The 19,231-nt window shown below is 66.1% G+C and carries 23 protein-coding genes; 12 read left to right on the top strand and 11 right to left on the bottom strand.

Annotated features, from left to right (window positions below; translation table 11 throughout):
• The 6 genes from gspI to C9I57_RS07945 are packed head-to-tail and all read left to right on the top strand — an operon-like array spanning position 1 to position 5,026.
• Complete coding sequence (gene gspI / locus C9I57_RS07970) at positions 1-399, top strand: type II secretion system minor pseudopilin GspI (protein WP_107150066.1); 399 nt, start codon at positions 1-3, stop codon at positions 397-399.
• The gene (locus C9I57_RS07965) at positions 377-1,054 is read left to right on the top strand and encodes a PulJ/GspJ family protein (protein ID WP_107150065.1); all 678 of its coding nucleotides are present in this window, start codon (positions 377-379) and stop codon (positions 1,052-1,054) included. The genes gspI and C9I57_RS07965 overlap by 23 nt, the downstream gene beginning before the upstream one ends.
• A 2-nt stretch (positions 1,055-1,056) precedes the next feature.
• Positions 1,057-2,145 carry a type II secretion system minor pseudopilin GspK gene (gene gspK, locus C9I57_RS07960; RefSeq protein ID WP_107150199.1) on the top strand — a complete coding sequence of 363 codons (1,089 nt, stop codon included), beginning with the start codon at positions 1,057-1,059 and terminating at the stop codon, positions 2,143-2,145.
• 33 nt (positions 2,146-2,178) lie between these two features.
• The gene (gspL, locus tag C9I57_RS07955) at positions 2,179-3,678 is read left to right on the top strand and encodes a type II secretion system protein GspL (protein ID WP_107150064.1); all 1,500 of its coding nucleotides are present in this window, start codon (positions 2,179-2,181) and stop codon (positions 3,676-3,678) included.
• Entirely contained in the window at positions 3,675-4,193 is a 519-nt protein-coding gene (gspM, locus tag C9I57_RS07950) for a type II secretion system protein GspM (RefSeq protein ID WP_107150198.1), read from the top strand. The genes gspL and gspM overlap by 4 nt, the downstream gene beginning before the upstream one ends.
• Positions 4,194-4,246: 53 nt before the next feature.
• On the top strand, positions 4,247-5,026 hold the full coding sequence (locus C9I57_RS07945; protein WP_107150063.1) for a type II secretion system protein N: 780 nt from the start codon (positions 4,247-4,249) through the stop codon (positions 5,024-5,026).
• Between the two features lie 42 nt (positions 5,027-5,068).
• Here C9I57_RS07945 and C9I57_RS07940 read toward each other — a convergent pair whose 3' ends face one another.
• Positions 5,069-6,610 carry an efflux transporter outer membrane subunit gene (locus C9I57_RS07940; RefSeq protein WP_146166184.1) on the bottom strand — a complete coding sequence of 514 codons (1,542 nt, stop codon included), beginning with the start codon at positions 6,608-6,610 and terminating at the stop codon, positions 5,069-5,071.
• 329 nt (positions 6,611-6,939) lie between these two features.
• Here C9I57_RS07940 and C9I57_RS07935 point away from each other — a divergent pair, with 329 nt between their 5' ends.
• Positions 6,940-8,439: a DHA2 family efflux MFS transporter permease subunit gene (locus tag C9I57_RS07935; RefSeq protein ID WP_258187557.1), complete on the top strand. Its 1,500-nt coding sequence runs from the start codon at positions 6,940-6,942 to the stop codon at positions 8,437-8,439.
• Positions 8,440-8,476: 37 nt separating this feature from the next.
• Here C9I57_RS07935 and C9I57_RS07930 read toward each other — a convergent pair whose 3' ends face one another.
• The 4 genes from C9I57_RS07930 to ada all read right to left on the bottom strand — a co-directional run bounded on the left by C9I57_RS07930 (position 8,477) and on the right by ada (position 13,083).
• A complete protein-coding gene (locus tag C9I57_RS07930) occupies positions 8,477-8,935 on the bottom strand; it encodes a hypothetical protein (RefSeq protein ID WP_107150061.1) in 459 nt (152 codons plus the stop codon).
• 139 nt (positions 8,936-9,074) lie between these two features.
• Positions 9,075-10,688 carry a glutamate--cysteine ligase gene (gene gshA, locus C9I57_RS07925; RefSeq protein ID WP_107150060.1) on the bottom strand — a complete coding sequence of 538 codons (1,614 nt, stop codon included), beginning with the start codon at positions 10,686-10,688 and terminating at the stop codon, positions 9,075-9,077.
• Positions 10,689-10,810: 122 nt separating this feature from the next.
• Entirely contained in the window at positions 10,811-11,827 is a 1,017-nt protein-coding gene (locus C9I57_RS07920; RefSeq protein ID WP_107150059.1) for a DNA-3-methyladenine glycosylase family protein, read from the bottom strand.
• Positions 11,824-13,083, bottom strand: coding sequence for a bifunctional DNA-binding transcriptional regulator/O6-methylguanine-DNA methyltransferase Ada (ada, locus tag C9I57_RS07915; RefSeq protein WP_258187547.1), 1,260 nt, complete (start codon positions 13,081-13,083; stop codon positions 11,824-11,826). Before ada ends, C9I57_RS07920 begins: the two co-directional genes overlap by 4 nt.
• A 404-nt stretch (positions 13,084-13,487) precedes the next feature.
• On the opposite strand from ada, the gene C9I57_RS07910 reads away from it, so the two are divergent.
• Positions 13,488-13,913 (top strand): VOC family protein, encoded by a 426-nt coding sequence (locus C9I57_RS07910; protein WP_107150058.1) that lies wholly within the window; start codon positions 13,488-13,490, stop codon positions 13,911-13,913.
• Positions 13,914-13,999: 86 nt separating this feature from the next.
• Here C9I57_RS07910 and C9I57_RS07905 read toward each other — a convergent pair whose 3' ends face one another.
• From C9I57_RS07905 to C9I57_RS07895, 3 genes are all read right to left on the bottom strand, one after another.
• Positions 14,000-14,554 carry a YaeQ family protein gene (locus C9I57_RS07905; RefSeq protein ID WP_107150057.1) on the bottom strand — a complete coding sequence of 185 codons (555 nt, stop codon included), beginning with the start codon at positions 14,552-14,554 and terminating at the stop codon, positions 14,000-14,002.
• 294 nt (positions 14,555-14,848) lie between these two features.
• Positions 14,849-15,193 carry a surface attachment protein Sap1 gene (sap1, locus tag C9I57_RS07900; protein WP_107150056.1) on the bottom strand — a complete coding sequence of 115 codons (345 nt, stop codon included), beginning with the start codon at positions 15,191-15,193 and terminating at the stop codon, positions 14,849-14,851.
• A 269-nt stretch (positions 15,194-15,462) separates the two neighbouring features.
• Positions 15,463-15,756: a hypothetical protein gene (locus C9I57_RS07895; RefSeq protein WP_146166183.1), complete on the bottom strand. Its 294-nt coding sequence runs from the start codon at positions 15,754-15,756 to the stop codon at positions 15,463-15,465.
• On the opposite strand from C9I57_RS07895, the gene C9I57_RS07890 reads away from it, so the two are divergent.
• Both C9I57_RS07890 and C9I57_RS32675 read left to right on the top strand, forming a co-directional pair.
• A complete protein-coding gene (locus C9I57_RS07890) occupies positions 15,756-16,382 on the top strand; it encodes a LysE family translocator (RefSeq protein WP_107150054.1) in 627 nt (208 codons plus the stop codon). The genes C9I57_RS07895 and C9I57_RS07890 overlap by 1 nt on opposite strands.
• A 133-nt stretch (positions 16,383-16,515) precedes the next feature.
• Entirely contained in the window at positions 16,516-16,683 is a 168-nt protein-coding gene (locus C9I57_RS32675; RefSeq protein ID WP_181321763.1) for a hypothetical protein, read from the top strand.
• A 49-nt stretch (positions 16,684-16,732) separates the two neighbouring features.
• Here the strand turns inward: C9I57_RS32675 and C9I57_RS07885 are convergent, their stop codons facing one another.
• Complete coding sequence (locus tag C9I57_RS07885) at positions 16,733-16,933, bottom strand: glycine zipper 2TM domain-containing protein (protein WP_018441322.1); 201 nt, start codon at positions 16,931-16,933, stop codon at positions 16,733-16,735.
• Between the two features lie 117 nt (positions 16,934-17,050).
• Complete coding sequence (locus tag C9I57_RS07880; protein WP_107150053.1) at positions 17,051-17,548, bottom strand: Lrp/AsnC family transcriptional regulator; 498 nt, start codon at positions 17,546-17,548, stop codon at positions 17,051-17,053.
• Between the two features lie 111 nt (positions 17,549-17,659).
• Here C9I57_RS07880 and C9I57_RS07875 point away from each other — a divergent pair, with 111 nt between their 5' ends.
• On the top strand, positions 17,660-18,298 hold the full coding sequence (locus C9I57_RS07875) for a UdgX family uracil-DNA binding protein (protein WP_107150052.1): 639 nt from the start codon (positions 17,660-17,662) through the stop codon (positions 18,296-18,298).
• A 12-nt stretch (positions 18,299-18,310) separates the two neighbouring features.
• On the opposite strand, the gene C9I57_RS07870 is transcribed toward C9I57_RS07875, so the two are convergent.
• Positions 18,311-18,508, bottom strand: a complete 198-nt coding sequence (locus C9I57_RS07870; RefSeq protein ID WP_107150051.1) for a DUF3562 domain-containing protein — start codon at positions 18,506-18,508, stop codon at positions 18,311-18,313.
• A gap of 187 nt (positions 18,509-18,695) precedes the next feature.
• Here C9I57_RS07870 and C9I57_RS07865 point away from each other — a divergent pair, with 187 nt between their 5' ends.
• Complete coding sequence (locus tag C9I57_RS07865) at positions 18,696-19,157, top strand: hypothetical protein (RefSeq protein ID WP_107150050.1); 462 nt, start codon at positions 18,696-18,698, stop codon at positions 19,155-19,157.
• Positions 19,158-19,231: the final 74 nt, after the last annotated feature.

Below are 19,231 nucleotides of genomic sequence, written 5' to 3'. Positions count from 1 at the left end.
ATGAGACGACCCCCACGATCCTGCTCCCGCGCGCGCGGCTTCACGATGATCGAGGTGCTTGTCGCGCTCGCGATTATCGCCGTCGCGCTCGCCGCGGCGCTGCGCGCGAGCGCGATGCTCGCGGGCGACGAAGCGGGTTTGCATCGGCGTCTGCTCGCCGGGTGGAGCGCCGACAATACGCTCGCGCGGCTCTATTTGTCGCGCGAATGGCCCGAAGTCGGCTCGAAGAGCTTCGATTGCTCGCAAGGCAATCAGCCGCTCTTGTGCACCGAGCGCGTGAGCGCGACGCCCAATCCCGTTTTCAGGCGGGTCGAGGTCGTGGTGACGATTCCAGGGGAGCAAGGCATCCTCGCTCAACTCGTGACGGTCGTGCCGAATGAGACGAACCGTGCGCTCTGACAGCCGGCGCCGCGCGCGCCGCGCACGCGGCTTTACGCTCATCGAGCTGATGGTGGCGATCGCCATTCTCGCCGTCATCGCCGTGCTGTCGTGGCGCGGTCTCGAGCAGGTCGTCCGCGCGCGGCAGACCATCTCGAACGCCATGGAAGACGAGCGTGTCTTCGCGCAGTTCTTCGACCAGGTGCGCATCGATGCGCGCGAGGCGGCCACCGACGATGAAGTCGGCCAACCCGCCGTGTCCGTCGCCGGGGGCACGCTGCAGATCGTGCGCTGGTTCGACGCGAGCGGCCAGCCGCCGCGATTGCAGGTGGTGCGCTATCAAGTTGCCGGCGGGCGTGTCACGCGCTATGCATCGCCGCCTGTCGGGACGCCTGGCGCACTGCGGCGCATGCTGTCGGGAGCAAGCGCGGACTGGAGCGCGGTGCCGCTCATCGGCGGCGTCGGCATGATCAACGCGCGCCTCTTCGTGCCGCGTACGGGCTGGACGACTCAAATGGAAGACGTGACCACCGAGATCGCCCGCAACGACAACAACGTGAAGGTGCCGCAGTTCGGCAACGCGCCGATCGATCGCGCGGTCAAGGGACTCGAAGTCAGCATCGGCGCGCCATCGCTTCGCGCGCCGATCACGCGCGTCTTTCTGGTCGGAGGCTGATGATGAGAAGACGCCAACGCAAGCACGAACGCGGCGCCGCCATCATCAGCGCACTGCTCGTCGTCTCGCTCGCCGCCATTCTCGTCGCCGGTATTCTCTGGCGGCAACAGGTGCAGGTGCGCCGCATCGAAAACCAGCGCCTGCTCGCGCAGGCGCAATGGGTCGCGCGCGGCGCGCTCGACTGGACGCGCCTCATCCTGCGCGCCGAGGCCGACACGTCGCCGACTTTCACGTACCTCGGCGGCGTCTGGGCGGTACCGATCGCGAGAACGCGGCTCTCCGATTTTCTCGGCAAGATCGGCGAGGCGCAGGCCGGGCAAGGCGAAGACACCTACATCTCGGGCTCGATCGAAGACGCCCAGGGCAAATTCAATCTGCGCAATCTCGTTTCGGTTCCGGCACCGGGCGCGCTGCAGGTGAACATCGCCCAGGTCCTCGCGTTCCAGCGGCTCTTGCAATCGCTGGGGTACGACGGCCAGCTCGCAAGGCGCGTCGCGCTGCAGGTTCGCGCGGGCCTGCAGGGCTCGGCGACGCGCTTCCAATCGCCGATGAACGCGATCGGCGGGGGACAGACGCAGCAGCTCGGCGGCATCGTCGGCGGCAATAACTTCACCGACAACCCGGGGCTTCAGGAAGGCAACGACCAGTCGAGCATGGCCGCGCTCCAGATGACGAGCGTCGATTCGCTTCTCGACGTGCCGGGCTTCACGCCCGAAATGGTCGCGCGCCTGCGTCCGTTCGTGACTGTCTTGCCGACACAGACCGCTGTCAACATGAATACGGCGCCCGCCGAAGTCATCGCGGCCGTCGTGCCCGGGATGTCGCTCTCGAGCGCGCAGGCGTTCGTCTCACGCCGGGAGACCGTCTTTTTTCGCAACAGCGCCGACGTCGAGTTGGCCTTGCGAGGCGCCGGTGCGCCGCAGGCGACCGACGCCGCTTCGAGTCAGGTTCCCATCGACGTGACAACGAGCTATTTTTTCGTCCATGGGCTCGTGCAGCATCGACGGGCCGAAGTCGATCGGACGACGCTCGTTTATCGCGATCCGCTCACGCATGCGACGCGCGTCGTCCGCGTGAGCGATCAACCATGACACCCGCAAAGCTAAGCCTAGGAGAGACGGCCTTTGAGCACGTTGATCGTTTTTCTGCCGCCGCGTGATCCGGCGGTGCCGTCGCAAGAATGGCTGCTGCCGGATATGCCGTTCCTGCTGCTCGACAAAAGCGGCCGCAAGGAGCGCGCGGGCCGGGCAGGGCTTGCGTTCCTGCCGCGCGCCGCAACGACGGTGCTGATCGTCGCCGCCCGCGACGTTCTGATGTTATCGGCGTCGTTGCCACCGCTGAAGGGACAGCGGCTCAAGCAGGCGCTGCCGAACGTCGTCGAGGATCAGATGATCCAGGATCCGCAGACCTGTCACATCGCACTCGATCCGCAGCCGCTCGATGACGGCTCGCGTGTGCTCGCCGTCATCGATCGCGGCTGGTTTCGTTTCCTTGTCGAAGCCTTCGCGGCAGCCGGACACCGCAACTTGCGCGCGGTGCCGGTCACGCGTTGCTTGCCCGCGGCGCAGTCCGCACCCGGTGGCTTGGCCGAAAGCGCCGCAATCGGCGGGAACGATGAGCCGCCGGTCGCTGCGGCGCTTGCCGGCGGCGAGGCGGGCGCGGCCGCGGCCTCTCAGCCCGAATCGCCGCTCCTTGCCCCCGCTTCGCTCGTCGTAGCCGTGCTCGGCACGGTTCGCGAGACGGCGCAGGCGATTCTCGCCGACGCAGCCGCCGGAGCCGCGTCGGTCGTGCCCGAGGCGCCGTCGCCATCGTCCGCGCCGCTCGCTTCCGCCGATCCGCGCGTCGAGGTCGCGATCGCGCGCGGCTCGCTCGGCGAAGGGCTGGCCGTGCCGGCCTCGGCTCTCGAGGCGACGCTTTCAGCGCTGGCGGGCGATACGCCGCTCGACGTGTTCGAGCTGACCGACGTGCCCGGTGCGGAACCGGCGCTGGCGCCGCATGCGGCGTTGCCCATGTTCGGCAAGGCCTCTTCCGACGCGCGCATCGTGCTGCCGCCCGGCGCCAAGCCGTTGCCGTTCGAGGCACTGGCGCGCGCGGCCATCGCGTCGCGGCTCGACCTCTGCCAGTTCGAGTTCGAATCGCGCCCCTGGCGGCTCGACCGTGCGACCGTGAGGCGGCTGCGCGTGCCGATCGGACTCGGCGTTGCAGCGCTCCTCGTGGCGGTGATCGGCGCCAACGTGCAGTGGATCGTGATGGCGCGTGAGCGCGATGCGCTCAACGCGCAGATGACGGAACTGCTGCTCAATGCGTTTCCGAAAACGACGGTCGTGCTCGATGCGCCCGCGCAGATGAAGTCGCAGCTCGATCGGCTGCGGCTCGCGTCGGGCCAGCTCTCGCCCGACGATTTCCTCTCGCTTGCCGCACGGCTTGCGCGTTCGCTCGGGCCGCTTCCTGTGAATGGCATTGCGGCGCTCGATTACCACGACCGCCGGCTCGATCTCACCTTCAAGCCGCAGGTGAGCGCCGATCCCGACTTTACGAAGCGGCTCGCGCAAAGCGGACTCGCGGGCGAACTCGATAGCGGCACCGGCAAATGGGCGATCAAGAACAGGAGCGCGGCACAATGAAGACGACTACCGTAATCACCGACGCCTGGTCCGGCTTCTGGGCAGTGCGAACCGCGCGCGAGAAGATGATCATCACATGGGGCGGCGCCGTTCTCGGTGTCGTCATCGCCTACTCGCTGCTGTGGGCGCCGGCGCAGCAGGGTCGTGCGGAGCTGCGCGAGCAATTGCCGACGATGCAGCGCGAGCTCGCGCAGATGACGGCGGAAGCGGATGAAGCGCGCGCGCTCGCGCCGGCGGCGCAGGGCGTGGCTCCTACCGGCAACGCGCTGAAGGATGCGGTCACCGCGTCGCTCGCCCAAGCCGGCTTCGGCGATCCGCAAGCGCAGATTGCCGGCGAAGCCGTCCGTGTCAGCCTCAAGAACGCCTCGTTCGCCGCGTGGACGACTTGGCTCGACGCCGCGCGCAAGCAGTTCAAGGTCCAGGTGTTGGAATTGCATGCGACGGCCGCGAAGGCTGATGGTCAAGTCGACGTGACGGCCACGCTGCAGCCGGCCGTTGCGCGGCCGGGCCGCTGATCGATGCGTCGCCCCTTCGCCCGAGCAGGCCTCGCTCGACCGGACGGCCGCGCATGAGCGTCTGGATGCGCCGTATCACGACCGCGCTGCCGTGGCTCGCTGTCGCCTTCGTTTCGTGCGTGATCGTGCTCGTCGTGTTGCTGCCGGCCTCGTGGGTGACGCCGCGTTTCGCTCGCGCCACGCAAGGACACGTCAATCTGATCGAGCCATCGGGATCGTTATGGCACGGCTCGGCTACCCTGATGCTCGCAGCCGGCCCGGATGCGAGCGCGGCCACGGTGTTGCCGGGGCGCGTCGAATGGCATACGGCGTTCTGGCCGCTCCTCGCCGGCCGTGCGAGGATGCAATTGCTGCTGAGCGACGCGATGCCGGACCCGGTCCGCATCGACGCCTCGTTCGACGGCGCGACGGTTTCGGCTGGCGGCATCAAGGTGCCGGCCGCGCTGCTTTCGGGGCTTGGCGCGCCGTTCAATACGCTCGATCTGCAAGGCGATATCCACGTGACGTGGACGCAATGGCACTTGATCCGCGGCAATGCGTTCGGCGGGCTCACGATCACGCTCGAGGACATGATTTCGCGCGTATCGCCGGTGAAGCCGCTCGGCTCCTACCGCGTGGTGCTGCAGGCTCAGGGTGCGGCGTCGACGCTCGACCTTTCGACGCTCAAAGGCCCGCTGCTGCTCAGCGGGCACGGGACGATCGCCGGCAGCGGCACGTCGTTTCACGGCGAGGCGAGCTCGACGCCCGAAGCGCGCGACAACCTGTCCGGTCTGCTGAACCTGCTCGGACGGCCGATGGGGCCGGGCACCGTTTCGCTCGATTACAGGCGCTGAAGCGGGCCAGGGGCGGCACCTCCGCGCCCTGATGCCCTGTCACTAGTCCGCCTTCCCGTCGACGTGATCCATCTGTGCGACGTTCCAGCCGCCGCCGAGCGCCTTCACGAGGCCTACCGACGATACCATCCGTTGCCCCGCGAGCGTCGCGAGCTTTTGCTCGGCGGTAAAAGCCGTCGTTTGCGCGGTCAATACGTTCACATAGCCGACCGTTCCGGCCTTGTACTCGTTCGTCACGATGGCGAGCGCTTGCTGCGCCGAGGCCACGGCCTGTCGCTGGACGACGATCTCCTGAGCCAGGATGCGTTGCGAAGCGAGGTTGTCTTCGACGTCCTGGAAGGCGGTGAGAACGGCCTGCCGGTAAGTGGCCACTTGCTGATCGTAGGCGGCGCGCGCGGCTTCCGTCTGGGCGTGCCTCAAGCCCGCGTCGAAGAGCGTCGCCGCCAGCGACGGCCCGACCGTCCAAAACCGCGAGGGTAGCGTGAAGAGTTTCGAGAAGATCGAGTTCTGGAAACCGCCCTGCGCCGAAAGCGTGAGTGTCGGAAAAAAGGCCGACATGGCCACGCCGATCTGCTCGTTCGCCGCGGCAGCCCTGCGCTCGGCCGAGGCGATGTCGGGCCGCCGTTCGAGCAGCGCCGAGGGGACTTCGAGCGGCACGCGCGGCGGCTCGGCATCGAGCGGGATGCGCGGAATCGAGAACGTCGACGCGGGCTCGCCGACGAGCACGGCGATCGCATGCTCTTCTTGCGCGCGCGCGACGCCGTTTTCGATTGCCGCGGCCTGTGCCGATTGAAGCTGAGTTTGTGCCTGAATCACGTCCGAGCGAGCGGCGACGCCCGCCGCGTACTGGTTCTGCGTCAGCTTGAGCGCCGCGGTGTAGGCGCTGACAGTGTCGTCGAGGAGCTGCTGCAGCGAATCGGCCTCGCGCAGCTGAAAGTAGGTTTGCGCGAGCGTCGCCTGCGCGGACAGCCTCGCATTGGCGAGATCGGCCGCCGCGCCCTGTTCGCCCGCGCGCTCGGCGCTGACGGTGCGGCTGACCTTGCCCCAGAGGTCGGGCTCCCACGTGGCGTCGAGCGACACATCGAAGTTGTTGCTGATCCGCGATCTCGACCCGCTCGACGCCAGGAAGCTCGACGAGCTCGACAACTGCTGTCCCGAGCGCGTCGCGCTGGCCGAGGCGCCGATGATCGGGAAGTAAGCCGCCCGCGCTTCGGCGACGAGCGCGCGCGCCTGGCGATAGGCGGCCGCGAATTGCGCGATAGACTGATTCGCCGAATCGAGCTTGTCCATCAGCGCGTCGAGCCGCTCGTCATGGTAGATGGACCACCAGGGGCCGCGATCGGCGTGGTCGGACGGCTCCGCCACCTTCCAGCCCGGAGGCGCTTCCTTGAACGACGCGGGCATCGGCGTGTCGGGCCGCTTGTAATCTGGGCCGACGGCGCAGCCGCCGAGCGTGACGGCAACCGCGGCGATCAACGTCACGGCACGCGCTGAGACGGTTTTTCCCGAGGGGTTTGCTCGAGTCGGCGCCGCGGTCGTCCGTAGCGGACGAGCGGCAGCCGCGGGTTTTCGATCAAGCGGCATGCGAATGGGTGTCGGTGCTATGCGGCGATGGTATCGCAAGCCGTTTGTCGGCTGGGTTACCGCACGTTACATCGGAGCGCGGCAGGCTGCGCGCTGCGTACTATCGATAGGCTATTGCTTGCATAGAAGACTATTGACGCGGCAACAAAACGAGGCGATAGTGCAACCGGTGCGTGAGGTAAGTGCGTATTAACGCCTCGCGGCAGGACACGCATCGAAAAACAAGCAATAAAAGGAGAGCGCAAATGACGGACGCGGCTACCGAGGGCGCCGCGCAGGGCTCGGCTTCGCCCGGCACTTCCGCGGCGGCGAGGCCGCTGCGAGGGGCGATGCTTGCCTTGCTGACGGTCGGCCTTGCTTTCGGTACCTTCATGGAGGTGCTCGACACTTCGATTGCCAACGTCGCCGTGCCGACGATCTCGGGCACGCTAGGCGTGGCGGCCAGCGACGGAACCTGGGTCATTTCGTCGTACTCCGTCGCCGCGGCGATCGCCGTGCCGCTGACGGGATGGCTCGCGCGGCGCGTCGGCGAGGTGCGACTTTTCACACTGTCGGTCCTCGCATTCACGATCGCCTCGGCGCTTTGCGGCCTCGCCGCTAATTTCGAATCGCTGATCGCGTTCCGCCTCCTTCAAGGACTCGTGTCGGGGCCGATGGTGCCGCTCTCGCAGACGATCCTGATGCGCAGCTATCCGCCGAGCAAGAGAGGGCTCGCCCTCGGTCTCTGGGCGATGACGGTGATCGTCGCGCCGATCTTCGGCCCGGTGATGGGGGGCTGGATTACCGATAACTACACTTGGCCCTGGATCTTCTATATCAACCTGCCGATCGGCCTGATCTCGGCCGCGACAGCCTTCTTCCTGCTGCGCGGACGCGAGACGAAGACGGCGAAGCAACGCATCGACGCGATAGGGCTCGGCTTGCTCGTCATCGGGGTCGGCTCGCTGCAGATGATGCTCGATCTCGGCAAGGATCGTGACTGGTTCAACTCGACGTTCATCGTCACGCTCGCGCTCACCGCGGCCGTCGCGATCGCGTTCCTGCTCGCGTGGGAGATTACCGAAAAGACGCCCGTCGTCGATCTGTCGCTGTTCAAGGATCGCAACTTCGCGCTCGGCGCCCTCATCATTTTCTTCGGCTACATGGCGTTCTTCGGCTCGGTCGTGGTCTTTCCGCTCTGGCTGCAGACGGTCATGGGCTACACGGCCGGGCTCGCGGGGCTCGCGACGGCGCCCGTCGGGCTGCTCGCGCTCGTCCTGTCTCCGCTCATCGGGCGCAATCTGCACCGGCTCGACCTGCGGATGGTGGCGAGTATCGCCTTTACGGTCTTCGCCGTCGTCTCGCTTTGGAATTCAACGTTCACGCTCGACGTGCCGTTCAATCACGTGATCCTGCCGCGTCTCGTTCAAGGCATCGGTGTGGCTTGCTTTTTCGTGCCGATGACGACGATCACGTTGTCGAGCATTCCCGACGAGCGGCTCGCGAGCGCCTCAGGGCTGTCGAACTTTCTGCGGACGCTCGCGGGCGCGATCGGCACCGCCATCAGCACGACCTATTGGGAGAACGACGCGATCTATCATCACGCCGTTCTATCGGAATCGGTCAGTCTCTATTCGCCGAACACGAGCGCTTATCGCGATGCGCTCGCGGCCCTCGGCATGGCGGGCAACAGCCTGACGGCCCAGTTGAACGACACCGTCACGCAACAGGGCTACATGATGGCGACGAACGACTTTTTCCGCCTCTCCTGCGTTGCGTTCGCGTTGCTGGCCGTGCTGGTATGGACGACGAAGCCGCGGCGCGGAGGCGGACCGTCGATGTCGCATTGACGAGACGATCCTTAAAGCGGTGAAGCGCCGGCGCTGGCTAGCCCTGGTCCTTCGCGTCGCCGGTTTCGCTTGCCGGCGTCGGCGCATCGGGCGCCAATTGCAGCGGCTTTTCGGTGCCCGTCTTCACGAACTGTTTGAAAGCCGCGCCGGCTTGCCACGGGTCGGGCCGGCAACCGAGCATGCTGTCGCAGTGCGCGGCGAAGCCGATCGTGGCCGAGCCGTCGGCATTGGCCGTCTTCGTGATTTGGTAGGCCAGCTTGCCGCTGCCGCCTTCGGGCCCCGCCGATTCGATCAGCGAATCGGTCGCCGTCTCGACCTTATAGGCGCTGTGACGCGTCACCCAGTCCTGCGCACGATGCCACCAGACGGCGCACTCGTCGGCGTTTCGGCAGATGAGCGGCGCGGTCGCGATCTGCATCGTTTCCGGGGTCACATGATTCGTCGCCGCGCATCCGGCGGCGAGCGCGCATGACGCGAGCCAAAGCATCGTCTTCATCGGAACGCCCTCATTCGCTCTACATGAGGTTCGACGCGCAAAATGCGGGCACGTTCGGGCAACGAGGGTGCGTTAGCCGACCATATTCGAGTTCCGGGCGGCTCGCTGGCCGCTCTTGCGTGAAAGCGGCGATGCGCCGCTAGACGCTGAAGCGCTCGAGCGTGTAGCCGCGAAAGTCGGCGACGAAGGCGTCGAACGAGCTTCCGGCGTCGCGGCGTTCGAGCGCGGCCTGCTCTTCGAGCGAGCGCGCGGCGGCCGTGGCCGCTTCTTGCGCGCTCGCGGCATCGAGGGGGCGCGCGCGGAAATGAGCCGCATGCGCTTCGCTCTGCGCGAGGCCGAATGCGAGAAAGCCCTGGCCGCGCTCGCGCATCGCCCGCAGCACGCGCGCGGAGGGCGTGGTTTCGGGATCGGCAAGCTTCACGCGCTGAGCGGCGACGGCCCGCACGTGCGCATCGCCGCCGGCGAGCGCGTCGAGCGCGCGGGCGGCTTGCTCGATGCCGTCCATGAGCTCGGCAGCCCAGTCTTCGAGCGATATCTCGCGCCCTTCGCGCGTCAGCAGCAAGCCAGGCTTGCGCCCTTCGAGCGTCACGCGGCCAAAGTTGGCGTTGGCTTCGGCATAGGCCGCGGCCTGCAGCGGCGGGCTGTCGTCGAGCGCGCAGAGCAGCAGGTAGGCATCGAGGAAGCGCGCCGTTTCGAGCGCAATACCGCTCGGCTCGAACGGATCGATATCGAGGCAGCGCACCTCGACGTATTGCACGCCACGCGCGGCGAGCGCATGGAGCGGTCGCTCGCCGGAGCCGGCCACGCGTTTCGGGCGGATCGTCGAATAGAACTCGTTTTCGATCTGCAGCACATTGGTGTTGATCTGCACCCATTCGCCGTCGCGATGGATGCCGATCGCTTCGTAGGGCGCGTACGGCTCGCTGACCGCGCGCGCGAGCGCGTCGAGATAGCCCGACAGCGTTTCGTAGTCGGGGCGCAACGCCGCCTGCCCCGTCGTGTTCGAGTAGCCGAGGTCGCTCATGCGAAGGCTCGTCGCGTAGGGGCGGTAGAGCGTGTCGGCATCGAACGTGTCGAGCGTATGCGGCCGACCGCGCAGGAACGGCTTGTAGAGCGCCGGCGATGCGCCGAACAGGTACATCAACAGCCAGCTCGTGCGGCGGAAGTTGCGGATCAGCGCCAGGTAGCGCGCGGATTGGAAATCGATCGCCGTCGCCGGCGACGGCTCGGCGGCGTGCAACAAGCGCCACGTTTCGTCGTTCAGCGAATAGTTGTAGTGAATGCCGGCGATGCACTGCATCGTGCGCCCGTAGCGCAGCGCCAAGCCATGCCGATAGACGTGCTTGAGCCGGCCGATGTTCGACGTGCCGTACTCTGCGATCGGGATCTGGTCGTCTTCGGGCAGCTTGCCCGGCATCGAGCAGGTCCAGAGCATTTCGCCGTCGAGCGCCGAATAGACGAGTCGATGAAGCTCGTCGAGCCGGGCGAGCGTCTCGCGCGGGTCGCGCTCGGCCGGCGTGATGAGCTCCATCAGCGCTTCCGAGTAGTCCGTAGTCAGCGAGGGATGCGTGAGCGCGGAGCCGAACACGCGCGGATGCGGTGTCATCGCGAGCGAACCGTCCAGCGTCACACGCAGACTCTCTTTCTCGATGCCGCGCAGTCCGCGCGCGAGCACATCGCCCGCGGCAGGCGACGTCAAGACGGACAAACGCTGCGCGAATGTCCCAAAGGGCGAAGGCGAATGGTCTGACATTGAGGCGGGCCGGGGTCGACTACGAGCGCGAGCCTCCAGCGCAATTATTTTTGGGTAGCGGGCACTTTAACACCGCGCCGTGAAGCGCGCTTGAGGCGGCTTCAGCCGTGGGCTCGCACTCGCTACCCTCCGCGCGCGCCGCTCGCGCGATCGGCAATCTCGTTCCACAAATGCATGGCCGCGTACGCTCGCCACGGACGCCATGCGTCGGTGCGCGCGCGCTGTGCCGCCGGCCGCGCGCAGGCGGCATCGCGCGCGGCGATCGACTGCGCGAGGACGAGGTCCGTCGCCGGCCACGCATCGGGGTCGCGCCAGGCACGCATCGCGATGTATTCGACGGTCCAAGGGCCGATGCCGGGCAGTGCCAGCAACGCTTCACGCATCGTCGCGAGGTCTGCCGACGGACGCGCCGGACGGCGCTTGTCGCCTTTGCCGTCTGCGGGGTTCACACCGTTGAGCCCACCGTTGATTTCGCCACTGACTCCGCCATTGACTCCGTTCGCCGCAACGGCGCGCTCGATCGGCACCTCGCCCGACGCGACGGCGCGGGCCACGGCCTGCAGGGCCGCGACGCGCTTGCCCGGCATGCCGATCTGCGCGAGGTCCGCCTCGGCGAGCGCGGCCGGTGTCGGAAAGCGCCACGCGGTGCCCGCGTGCGGGTGGTCGTCGATGCGCGCCCCGGCGCGAACGACGAGGCGGCCGATCAGCGTCGTCGCCGCCTTCACGCTCACCTGCTGTCCGACGATCGCGCGCACGACCAGCTCGAACGCGGACCACGCACCGGGCACGCGCAGGCCCGGCGCCGCGCCGACGAGCGGCGCGAGCCACGGGTCGCCGCCAAGATGCGCGGCGATCGCGGCCGGCTCCGCATCGACGTCGAACATGGTCCCCACGTGCGGCGCGAGCGTATCGACGTGCCGGCTTGCCTCGCCTTCGACCGCAACGACGAGCCGCGCTTTGCGCGGATGTCGCCTGACCGAAAGCGTGCCGCTCGCGCCCCCCCACTCGATGGCGCGGTGATAGACGCCGTCTTCGACAGCTTCGACGCCCGGCGTCGCTCGGCCCGCGAGGAATCGCGTGAGGCGCGGCCAGTCGTACGGTGCCTTGAACGGCAGCTCGAAGTCGGCGGCGGTACTCAAGCGACGTCGCCCAGTTCGGTTCGCGCGGGCTGCACGTCGGCTGGCGTCTCGGCACCGGCATCGGCACCCCCTGCTTGCGCGGCTGACGCGATCGCCGTGCGGCGTGCCTCGGCGTCGAGCAGCGCGGCTTTGCGCGCGAGGCCCCAGCGGTAGCCGGCCAGGGCCCCACCTTTCTGGACGACACGATGGCACGGAATGGCGATCGCGACCGGGTTCGAAGCGCAAGCGCTTGCGACGGCCCGCACGGCGCGCGGCGTGCCGAGCGCTTGCGCAATTTCGGTATAGCTGCGCGTCTCGCCGTAGGGAATACTTCGCAGCGCATCCCAGACGCGCTGACGGAACGCGGTCGCGGCCACGTCGAGCGGCAGGTCGAACGTCTCGCGCCGGCCGTTCAGGTACGCATCGATCTGCGAGATGAACGGCGCGATGTGCGCACGATCCTCGATCAGTTGCGCATTCGCAAGTGTTGCGCGCAGGTCGTCGACGAGCGTACCGAGGTCGTCGCCGAACGCGATGCGGCAGATGCCCTTGTCGGTGGCGGCGACGAGCACGTGGCCGAGCGGCGTGGGCGACGAGGCGTAGCGGACGGTCAATCCCGCTCCTTTCTTGCGGTAGGCGGACGGCGCCATGCCCAGCTCGCTCGCGACATTTTCATAAAGCCGCGAGGGCGAGTTGAAGCCCGCATCGAGCGCCGCGCGCGTGACGCCGTCACCGCGCTGCAACGCGTCGCGCAACGCCGCGCCGCGCCGGGCGGCCTGGTATTGGCGCGGCGAGACGCCCACCACGCGCGTGAAAATCCGCTGCAGATGGAACGGGCTGACGTGCACGGCGTCGCTCAACTGAGCGAGCGTCATTCGGCCCTGCGGATCGGCGTCGAGCGCGGCGCACGCGCGCTCGACGATGGCGAGCTCGCGCGGCAGGCCGTCGGGCCGGCACCGCTTGCACTCGCGAAAACCAGCCGCGCGCGCTTCATCGGCTGTCGCGAAGAAGGCGACGTTCTCGCGGCGCGGCAACCGCGACGAGCACGTCGGCCGGCAAAAGACGCCCGTCGTCGAGACGGCATAGAAAAAGGCGCCTTCGGCGCGAGCATCGCGCGTACGCACGGCATCCCAGCGCTCGGCGTCGGTCCGATACCCGGGACGTGGCAGCGCGCCCGGCTCGGGCTCGCGGCCCGCGGGCCGGCTCGTTGGATCGTCGACTCGGTCGGTGTTACGGCGGCGTTGCATCGTGGCGTCAGTGCGATAGGCGGTTTGCATGTCGTTCCTCGGGAATTCAGGTGGACAGGATCACTGTATGCCCCGTCACCTGGGGCGACGCGCCGGAACTTGCGCTCTCATTCGCCCAGCTTCAGCGGCGGACCTCCCCCCTGCTTTCCCTAATCGACATTGTCCGCCGAAAAAGATATTGCGATGCACCATCCGATTGTGTATAGTACGTCCTGTCTCCTCCATGTCTCCTCCTGATATGGATTCACCCGCTCCTATGAGCGGGTTTTTTTTTGGCTGTTCGCTTTTGACGTTTCGACCCTGTAGCCGCCGTCCCCGGCGGTGCACCGGCGCGCCGGCCGGCCTACACTCGTGAGTGTGTATGCGCGCTGTGCGGCTGCGCCGATTGGCCAGCCGCTGGTGCCGCCAACCCGCGACGAAAAGAGGGCATTCCGATGAAGCTGACGATCCGCGAGATCGATCACGTGGTGATCCGCGCGGCCGATCCGGCTGCGATGACGCGTTTTTACTGCGGCGTGCTCGGCTGCACGATCGAGAAGGAGCAGCCCGAGTTCGGCTTGACGCAGTTGCGCGCGGGCCGCTCGCTGATCGACCTGCTGGCGGTGGGCGGCAGTCTCGATCGCGCCGAGAGCGGAGTCCCGGGCGCCGGCCGCAACATGGATCATCTTTGTCTGCGCGTCGAGCATTACGACGCCGAGGCGCTTGCCGCGCATTTGACGGCGCATGGCGTGCGGCTGGGCGCCGAAGGCCGGCGCTACGGTGCCGACGGGTTCGGCCAGTCCCTTTATCTATTCGACCCCGAAGGGAACATGGTCGAACTGAAGGGGCCGCCCGAGGCGGCGCAGATCACGTCGCTTTGAGGGGCGGCCGGCTCGGTCGTGCGCGCGGCGAACGCGATTCGGCGTCGGGCCGATTCGGCGGTTCAGTGGTGCTCCGTTTCTCGATCTCACCGAGCCTTGCCCGCCTTCAGCACCTCCCATTCGATGGCGACGGGGTCCGCCTCGGCGCTCGAGATCCACGCGGATCCGTCCTCCACGGTGACCTGTAGGCGCATCGAGCGTTCGGCAAGCCGCGCGAGCGCATCGCCCACGCCCTCGGCGAGCGAAAGCACGCGCACATTGCCGAATCGTTCGATCTTGCCGCGCAGGCCCTGCCACCAGACATCGGATGTCCGTCCGCCGTAGGCGATGACGATGACTTCGCCCGCGCGTGCGCTGGCTTTTGCGATGCGACGCTCGTCGGGCTGGCCCACCTCGATCCACGTCTCAATGGCACCGGTCAGATCCTTTTGCCAGAGATCGGGTTCGTCCGTATCGGAAAGTCCCTTGCAGAACTCGAGCCGCTCGCCGGCGCTCAGTGCGAACGCGACGAGGCGCACCATCATGCGCTCGTCGGTTTCGGACGGATGGCGCGCGATCGTGAGCGCGTGATCGGCGTAGTAGTGGCGGTCCATGTCTGCAATCTGCAGTTCCGCCTTGTAAATCGTCGATTTGAGAGCCAATTCCGGAGCGGTCGGGATACCGTCGATAGCGTTGAGGGGCGCGTTGAGAGACGGCGCATCATGCCTTTGCGGCGCTACGCGCAATTTGCGGTGGGCGGGATGAGAGACGCCGGCGCGGGCGTGATCTTAGCGAATTGCTCGCCGCGCGCAAAGGGCGCACGGCGCAGCAGGCCGCGCCACGCGACAGCTTGGTGCGAGCCGTCACGAGCAAACACAGATGCGGATCGGGGTTGCCGCCCGAGCCGCGATTGAAGCGGCAACGGCGAAGCGCGCCGCAGCCGCTGCCGACTGACGCTACTGCTTAATGAACCTGTCGTTGGTCCAGAGTCCTTCCGTATCGCCGTTGCCGGCATTCACGAACTCGACGTCGTGACCGACTACGCGCACGATTCGGAAGTCCGAATGCTCGGGCGTGGACAGACATTCGTAGCCCGCGAAATATTCCTGCATCTTTTGCTGTTCGCCGGCCTGCGCGTGCTGATAAGCGGCATCGAGCTTGTCTTTCGACAGGCAACCGTACCCGCCGGGCGCAAACTGGAAGGTCTGTTGCGGCTTGAGGACCGTATCCTGGGCTTGCGCAATCGACGCAGCCGCAGCAAAACCGGCCAGTACAAAAAGCGTCCCGAGTTTCTTGCTCATGTCCTACCTCCAATGCGGGTTTTTACTTAGATTAGCTATGTGTTTAAAGGCAATTGAAAACCCACGGCTTTCAACATAGGTCATGCGCCAAAAAGCACAAGCACATTTTGTGTGCACTTGCAAAAGCGACGGATTGTCGCACCCTATGGCAGGCGCCGCCGCACATGCGCAGTGGGTTGACGCAGGCTTGTCCAGACTGGCTGCACGCGCTGGCCCGTGGCGTCGTCTTTGATTTTTCAAGCGTTTGCGCGAGGTGTCGTCAGCGCCGATTAAATGATGTTAAGTGACTTAATAAAAATAAACCTAATTGATGCGCTGCACAGAAAGCGATGTCCCGCGGGCGTGGTCTGCTTTAAATAAAGATTCAGCTGACGCATAAAAAACAGTGCCTGCTCTATTCGGATTGTCTTCGAGAGGCGCTGACGACGGGCGACGGTTTTTGGCAGCGACTGCTCGCGGCGCAGCATCGCCGGCGCATAGGGGGCCGCGGCGTATCCACGTGCGCCTTGCGCGCCGCCGCGACGTATGGATAAATCGGGTTTTCCCCTGACGGAGCGCTTCAATGAGCTTTGCACACTGGCTACCGTTCGCGATCGCTTCCGCCATCCTTGTCATGATTCCGGGGCCGACGGTGCTGCTCGTCGTGTCATACGCGCTCGGCCACGGCCGGCGGTATGCGCTTGCCACGACGGCCGGCGTGGCGCTCGGCGATTTGACGTCGATGACGGCCTCGATGGTCGGACTGGGTGCCGTTCTCGCAGCCTCCGCCGCGTGGTTCTCCGTGCTCAAGTGGGTCGGCGCGGCCTATCTCGTCTACCTGGGCATCAGGCTTTGGCGCGCCCCCGTTGGTGATTCGCAATCCCCCGACATTTCGGAAACGCGCACGGGCAAGGTCTTTGCGCATGCTTATGCCGTCACGACGTTGAATCCGAAGAGCATCGTGTTCTTCGTCGCGTTCGTCCCGCAATTCATCGATCTGCACGCGCGCCTTTGGCCGCAGATCGCGATTTTTGAGGCAACGTTCGTGTTGCTCGGCACGCTCAACGCATTCGTCTATGCCTTGCTGGCATCGAGCGCGCGCCGGGCAATCCGCAGCCGCTCGGTGCAGCGAGCCGTCAATCGTACGGGCGGCACGATGCTCGTTTGCGCCGGCGCGCTGGCGGCGACGTGGAAAGCCGGGAGCACGTAAGTAGAGCGAGCGTTCCGGCACCGGGCAATGCGCGCCACCCCACGCGCGCGCATTGGTGCGGCGCTAACCGGTGGGCGACGGGCATACAATGAATTGCATCGTCGCGCCATCGACCAGAGCACGGAGGCTCATCGTGATCGAACACTTGATACTGGGTGCGTTCCTGGTGCTGCCGCTTCTGATCGTCGCGTTTCTTTTTTCCGACGAGTTGTGGCAAGAACATCGGAGCCACGAGCCGCGCAGCGACGCACGCCGCATCGATTGGCGCCATCCATTGCGAAGCTTGCTGCATCGCCATTGAGCGCCGACCGCAGAATACTCAGTTAATGAGGAATACTAAGTAAGGGCGATTACCAATGCTCGCCCACTTCGTGCCCGACGATCCCACCTGCGACCGCACCGCCTACGGTCCCGACCGCGCTCCCGTGCGTCAATCTGTTGCCCGCATATCCGCCCGCCGCCGCGCCGCCGAGCGTGCAGCCGCAAAGCAGGGAAAGCAGCGCGACGATGGCGCCGGCCTTCGCTCGTTTCAGTCGTTTGAACTGAGTCATCTGAGCCTCCGCGTTCGAAAGTCTTAGTCGAATGCAAGCAATGCGCGTGCCTTGCCGCGCAGCGCGCTGGGACCCCGTAGCCGGTTCTGCGCCGCGCTGGGAGCTTGTTTCGGAGTCCTAATCGTCGTGCGGCGCGCTTCGGCTCTTACTGCCCGTCAGGACGTGATCGAGCGGCAGTGCGGTAGTCCGCCTGACGACTTCCATCGCAAAGCTCGCGCTCACGTCGAGCAATTCGGCCACCTTGATCAACCGCTTATAGACGCTGTCATAACCGGCGATATCGGGAACGACGACCTTCAGCAGATAGTCGACGTCGCCCGTCATCCGATAGATTTCGACGATCTCGGGAATCGTCGTGACGCCGTTCAGAAAGCGCTCGGTCCATGCGTCGTTGTGCTGAGCGGCCCGTATCGTGACGAACGCGGTCAGCCCGAGGTTCAGCTTCGCCGCATCGCAAAGCACGACTTGCTTGCGGATGACGCCTTCTTCCCGAAGCTTCTGGATGCGCCGCCAACACGGAGTAGGCGAAAGATTGACGGCGCTGGCGATGTCGTTGAGTCCGAGCGAGGCATCCTCTTGCAAGAGTCTGAGGATTTGTGCGTCGATTCTGTCCATTTCGGGGCAGCCGTGGAAAAGTTTTCCAAGTATAGGCGTTCGGATAGAGCCAAAGGCGACTGGCATCGGTGTTGCTCGAACCGCAGGGGAACCTCCGCCGACGGAACGACTATGAACGCGCAGAAACGTCCCGCAACAAAAGCGGGCTCGCATGACGGCTCCGAAACGGACCGGGATCAGCAGCCGGCTTCGTTGGAGGACTGCCGCCGCTGCGGCCTCTGGCAGAGCGCGACGCAGGGCGTGCCGGGTGCCGGCCCCAGGCGCGCGCCGATCATGATGGTTGGCGAGCAACCCGGCGACAGCGAAGATCGCGAGGGCAAGCCGTTCGTCGGGCCCGCTGGCCGACTGCTCGATAACGCGCTACACGAAGCCGGTGTTGCGCGCGAGGAGGTATTCATCACGAACGCGGTGAAGCATTTCAAATGGGAGCCGCGCGGCAAGCGCCGCATGCACAAGACGCCCGCGCAGCGCGAAGTCGATGCGTGCCGCTACTGGCTCGATCGCGAGCTTGCCGAGGTCGCGCCGCGAGTCCTCGTCGCGCTCGGTTCGACCGCATTGAAGGCCCTACTCGAAGACACGCACGCGCGGCTTCAGGATTATTTCGGCAAAGTGATCGAGCACGGCGGACGCGCGGTATTGGCGACCTGGCACCCGTCGTATGCATTGCGCGCACCCGATCCCGAGACGCGTGAACGCGCATACGCCGATATTGTTGCGGCCCTTGCGCGGGCGAAAGCATTGTTACGGTGATTCGACTCGCGATCACTGTGCGCCGCGCGCGCGATTGCGCAACTCCTCGCGCACGCGCTTGGCGACGAGAACCGGCATGTAGTCCGTGATGCGTGCTTCCTTGCTGTATGCCTCCCAGGTTTCGTCATACATCTTTTCGACAACTTCCTGTGGCGTGTGAGTCGCGGTGGCAATTTCCTTGACGACTTCCTCGGCGTTCGGCTGGTGCATCGAGAGCTCCTCGCGCGATCGAGATCGGCTTGCGGAAGGCACATTACACGCTCTCGCAGGGGCCGATGCAAGCGTCGCGTTCGTGGCGGCGAACGCGCTCATTCGAGCTTTCAAGTCGCAACCGTTTCGTCGTTCGCGAATAAACCGTATATACTGTTTGCACTGTTTACCGATGAGGAGATCACTGATGGCCACTGCAAGCAGCGAAAAGGCAACGAAGAAGCCGGCGCGAGTGCCGAAGCACGCGAACGGACACGCCGCCGCGGCACCCGCCGCTGCGGCACCGGCCGCCGCGGCCGCCGATGCGGCCGTCGCGCCGCCCGCGGCCGCCGACGGTTCGCGCGCGAAATCCGCCAAGAAGGTGCGACGGGCGTTGGCAGAGCCCACAACGGGCGCCGTCGCCGCGCCCGAGAAAGTGAAGCGCGCCAAGAAGGAGAAAGTGGTGCGCGACAGTTTCACGATGCCGAAGTCCGACTATGAGAAGCTGGCGCAGTTGAAGCAGAAGTGCCTCGATGCCGGCGTCGCGGTAAAGAAGAGCGAGCTGCTGCGGGCCGGCCTGCACCTGCTCGATTCCGTGCCGGCCAAACGGCTGCTCGAAGCGGTATCGGCGATCGAAACCGTGAAGACGGGCCGTCCGGCTCAATCGTAGAAATTTTCGCTCGACTGTAACCGCTCGAGGCTCCATTCCGAATTGACGATCGGATCATCCGCATCGATCCGCCC

It is taken from the genome of Trinickia symbiotica (assembly GCF_003028655.1).
In the GTDB taxonomy this organism is placed as follows: Bacteria; Pseudomonadota; Gammaproteobacteria; order Burkholderiales; family Burkholderiaceae; genus Trinickia; species Trinickia symbiotica_A.
The sequence above is the reverse complement of the archived record's forward strand: the minus strand, read 5'-3'. Positions and strand labels throughout refer to the sequence as shown.

Bases quoted from the DNA above. Each gene is read 5' to 3' on its own strand.
- gspI (WP_107150066.1), top strand. From the start codon at position 1: ATGAGACGACCCCCACGATCCTGCTCCCGCGCGCGCGGCTTCACGATG.
- C9I57_RS07965 (WP_107150065.1), top strand. From the start codon at position 377: ATGAGACGAACCGTGCGCTCTGACAGCCGGCGCCGCGCGCGCCGCGCA.
- gspK (WP_107150199.1), top strand. From the start codon at position 1,057: ATGAGAAGACGCCAACGCAAGCACGAACGCGGCGCCGCCATCATCAGC.
- gspM (WP_107150198.1), top strand. From the start codon at position 3,675: ATGAAGACGACTACCGTAATCACCGACGCCTGGTCCGGCTTCTGGGCA.
- C9I57_RS07945 (WP_107150063.1), top strand. From the start codon at position 4,247: ATGAGCGTCTGGATGCGCCGTATCACGACCGCGCTGCCGTGGCTCGCT.
- C9I57_RS07940 (WP_146166184.1), bottom strand. From the start codon at position 6,610: ATGCCGCTTGATCGAAAACCCGCGGCTGCCGCTCGTCCGCTACGGACG.
- C9I57_RS07935 (WP_258187557.1), top strand. From the start codon at position 6,940: ATGCTTGCCTTGCTGACGGTCGGCCTTGCTTTCGGTACCTTCATGGAG.
- C9I57_RS07930 (WP_107150061.1), bottom strand. From the start codon at position 8,935: ATGAAGACGATGCTTTGGCTCGCGTCATGCGCGCTCGCCGCCGGATGC.
- gshA (WP_107150060.1), bottom strand. From the start codon at position 10,688: ATGTCAGACCATTCGCCTTCGCCCTTTGGGACATTCGCGCAGCGTTTG.
- ada (WP_258187547.1), bottom strand. From the start codon at position 13,083: ATGCAAACCGCCTATCGCACTGACGCCACGATGCAACGCCGCCGTAAC.
- C9I57_RS07910 (WP_107150058.1), top strand. From the start codon at position 13,488: ATGAAGCTGACGATCCGCGAGATCGATCACGTGGTGATCCGCGCGGCC.
- sap1 (WP_107150056.1), bottom strand. From the start codon at position 15,193: ATGAGCAAGAAACTCGGGACGCTTTTTGTACTGGCCGGTTTTGCTGCG.
- C9I57_RS07890 (WP_107150054.1), top strand. From the start codon at position 15,756: ATGAGCTTTGCACACTGGCTACCGTTCGCGATCGCTTCCGCCATCCTT.
- C9I57_RS07885 (WP_018441322.1), bottom strand. From the start codon at position 16,933: ATGACTCAGTTCAAACGACTGAAACGAGCGAAGGCCGGCGCCATCGTC.
- C9I57_RS07880 (WP_107150053.1), bottom strand. From the start codon at position 17,548: ATGGACAGAATCGACGCACAAATCCTCAGACTCTTGCAAGAGGATGCC.
- C9I57_RS07875 (WP_107150052.1), top strand. From the start codon at position 17,660: ATGAACGCGCAGAAACGTCCCGCAACAAAAGCGGGCTCGCATGACGGC.
- C9I57_RS07870 (WP_107150051.1), bottom strand. From the start codon at position 18,508: ATGCACCAGCCGAACGCCGAGGAAGTCGTCAAGGAAATTGCCACCGCG.
- C9I57_RS07865 (WP_107150050.1), top strand. From the start codon at position 18,696: ATGGCCACTGCAAGCAGCGAAAAGGCAACGAAGAAGCCGGCGCGAGTG.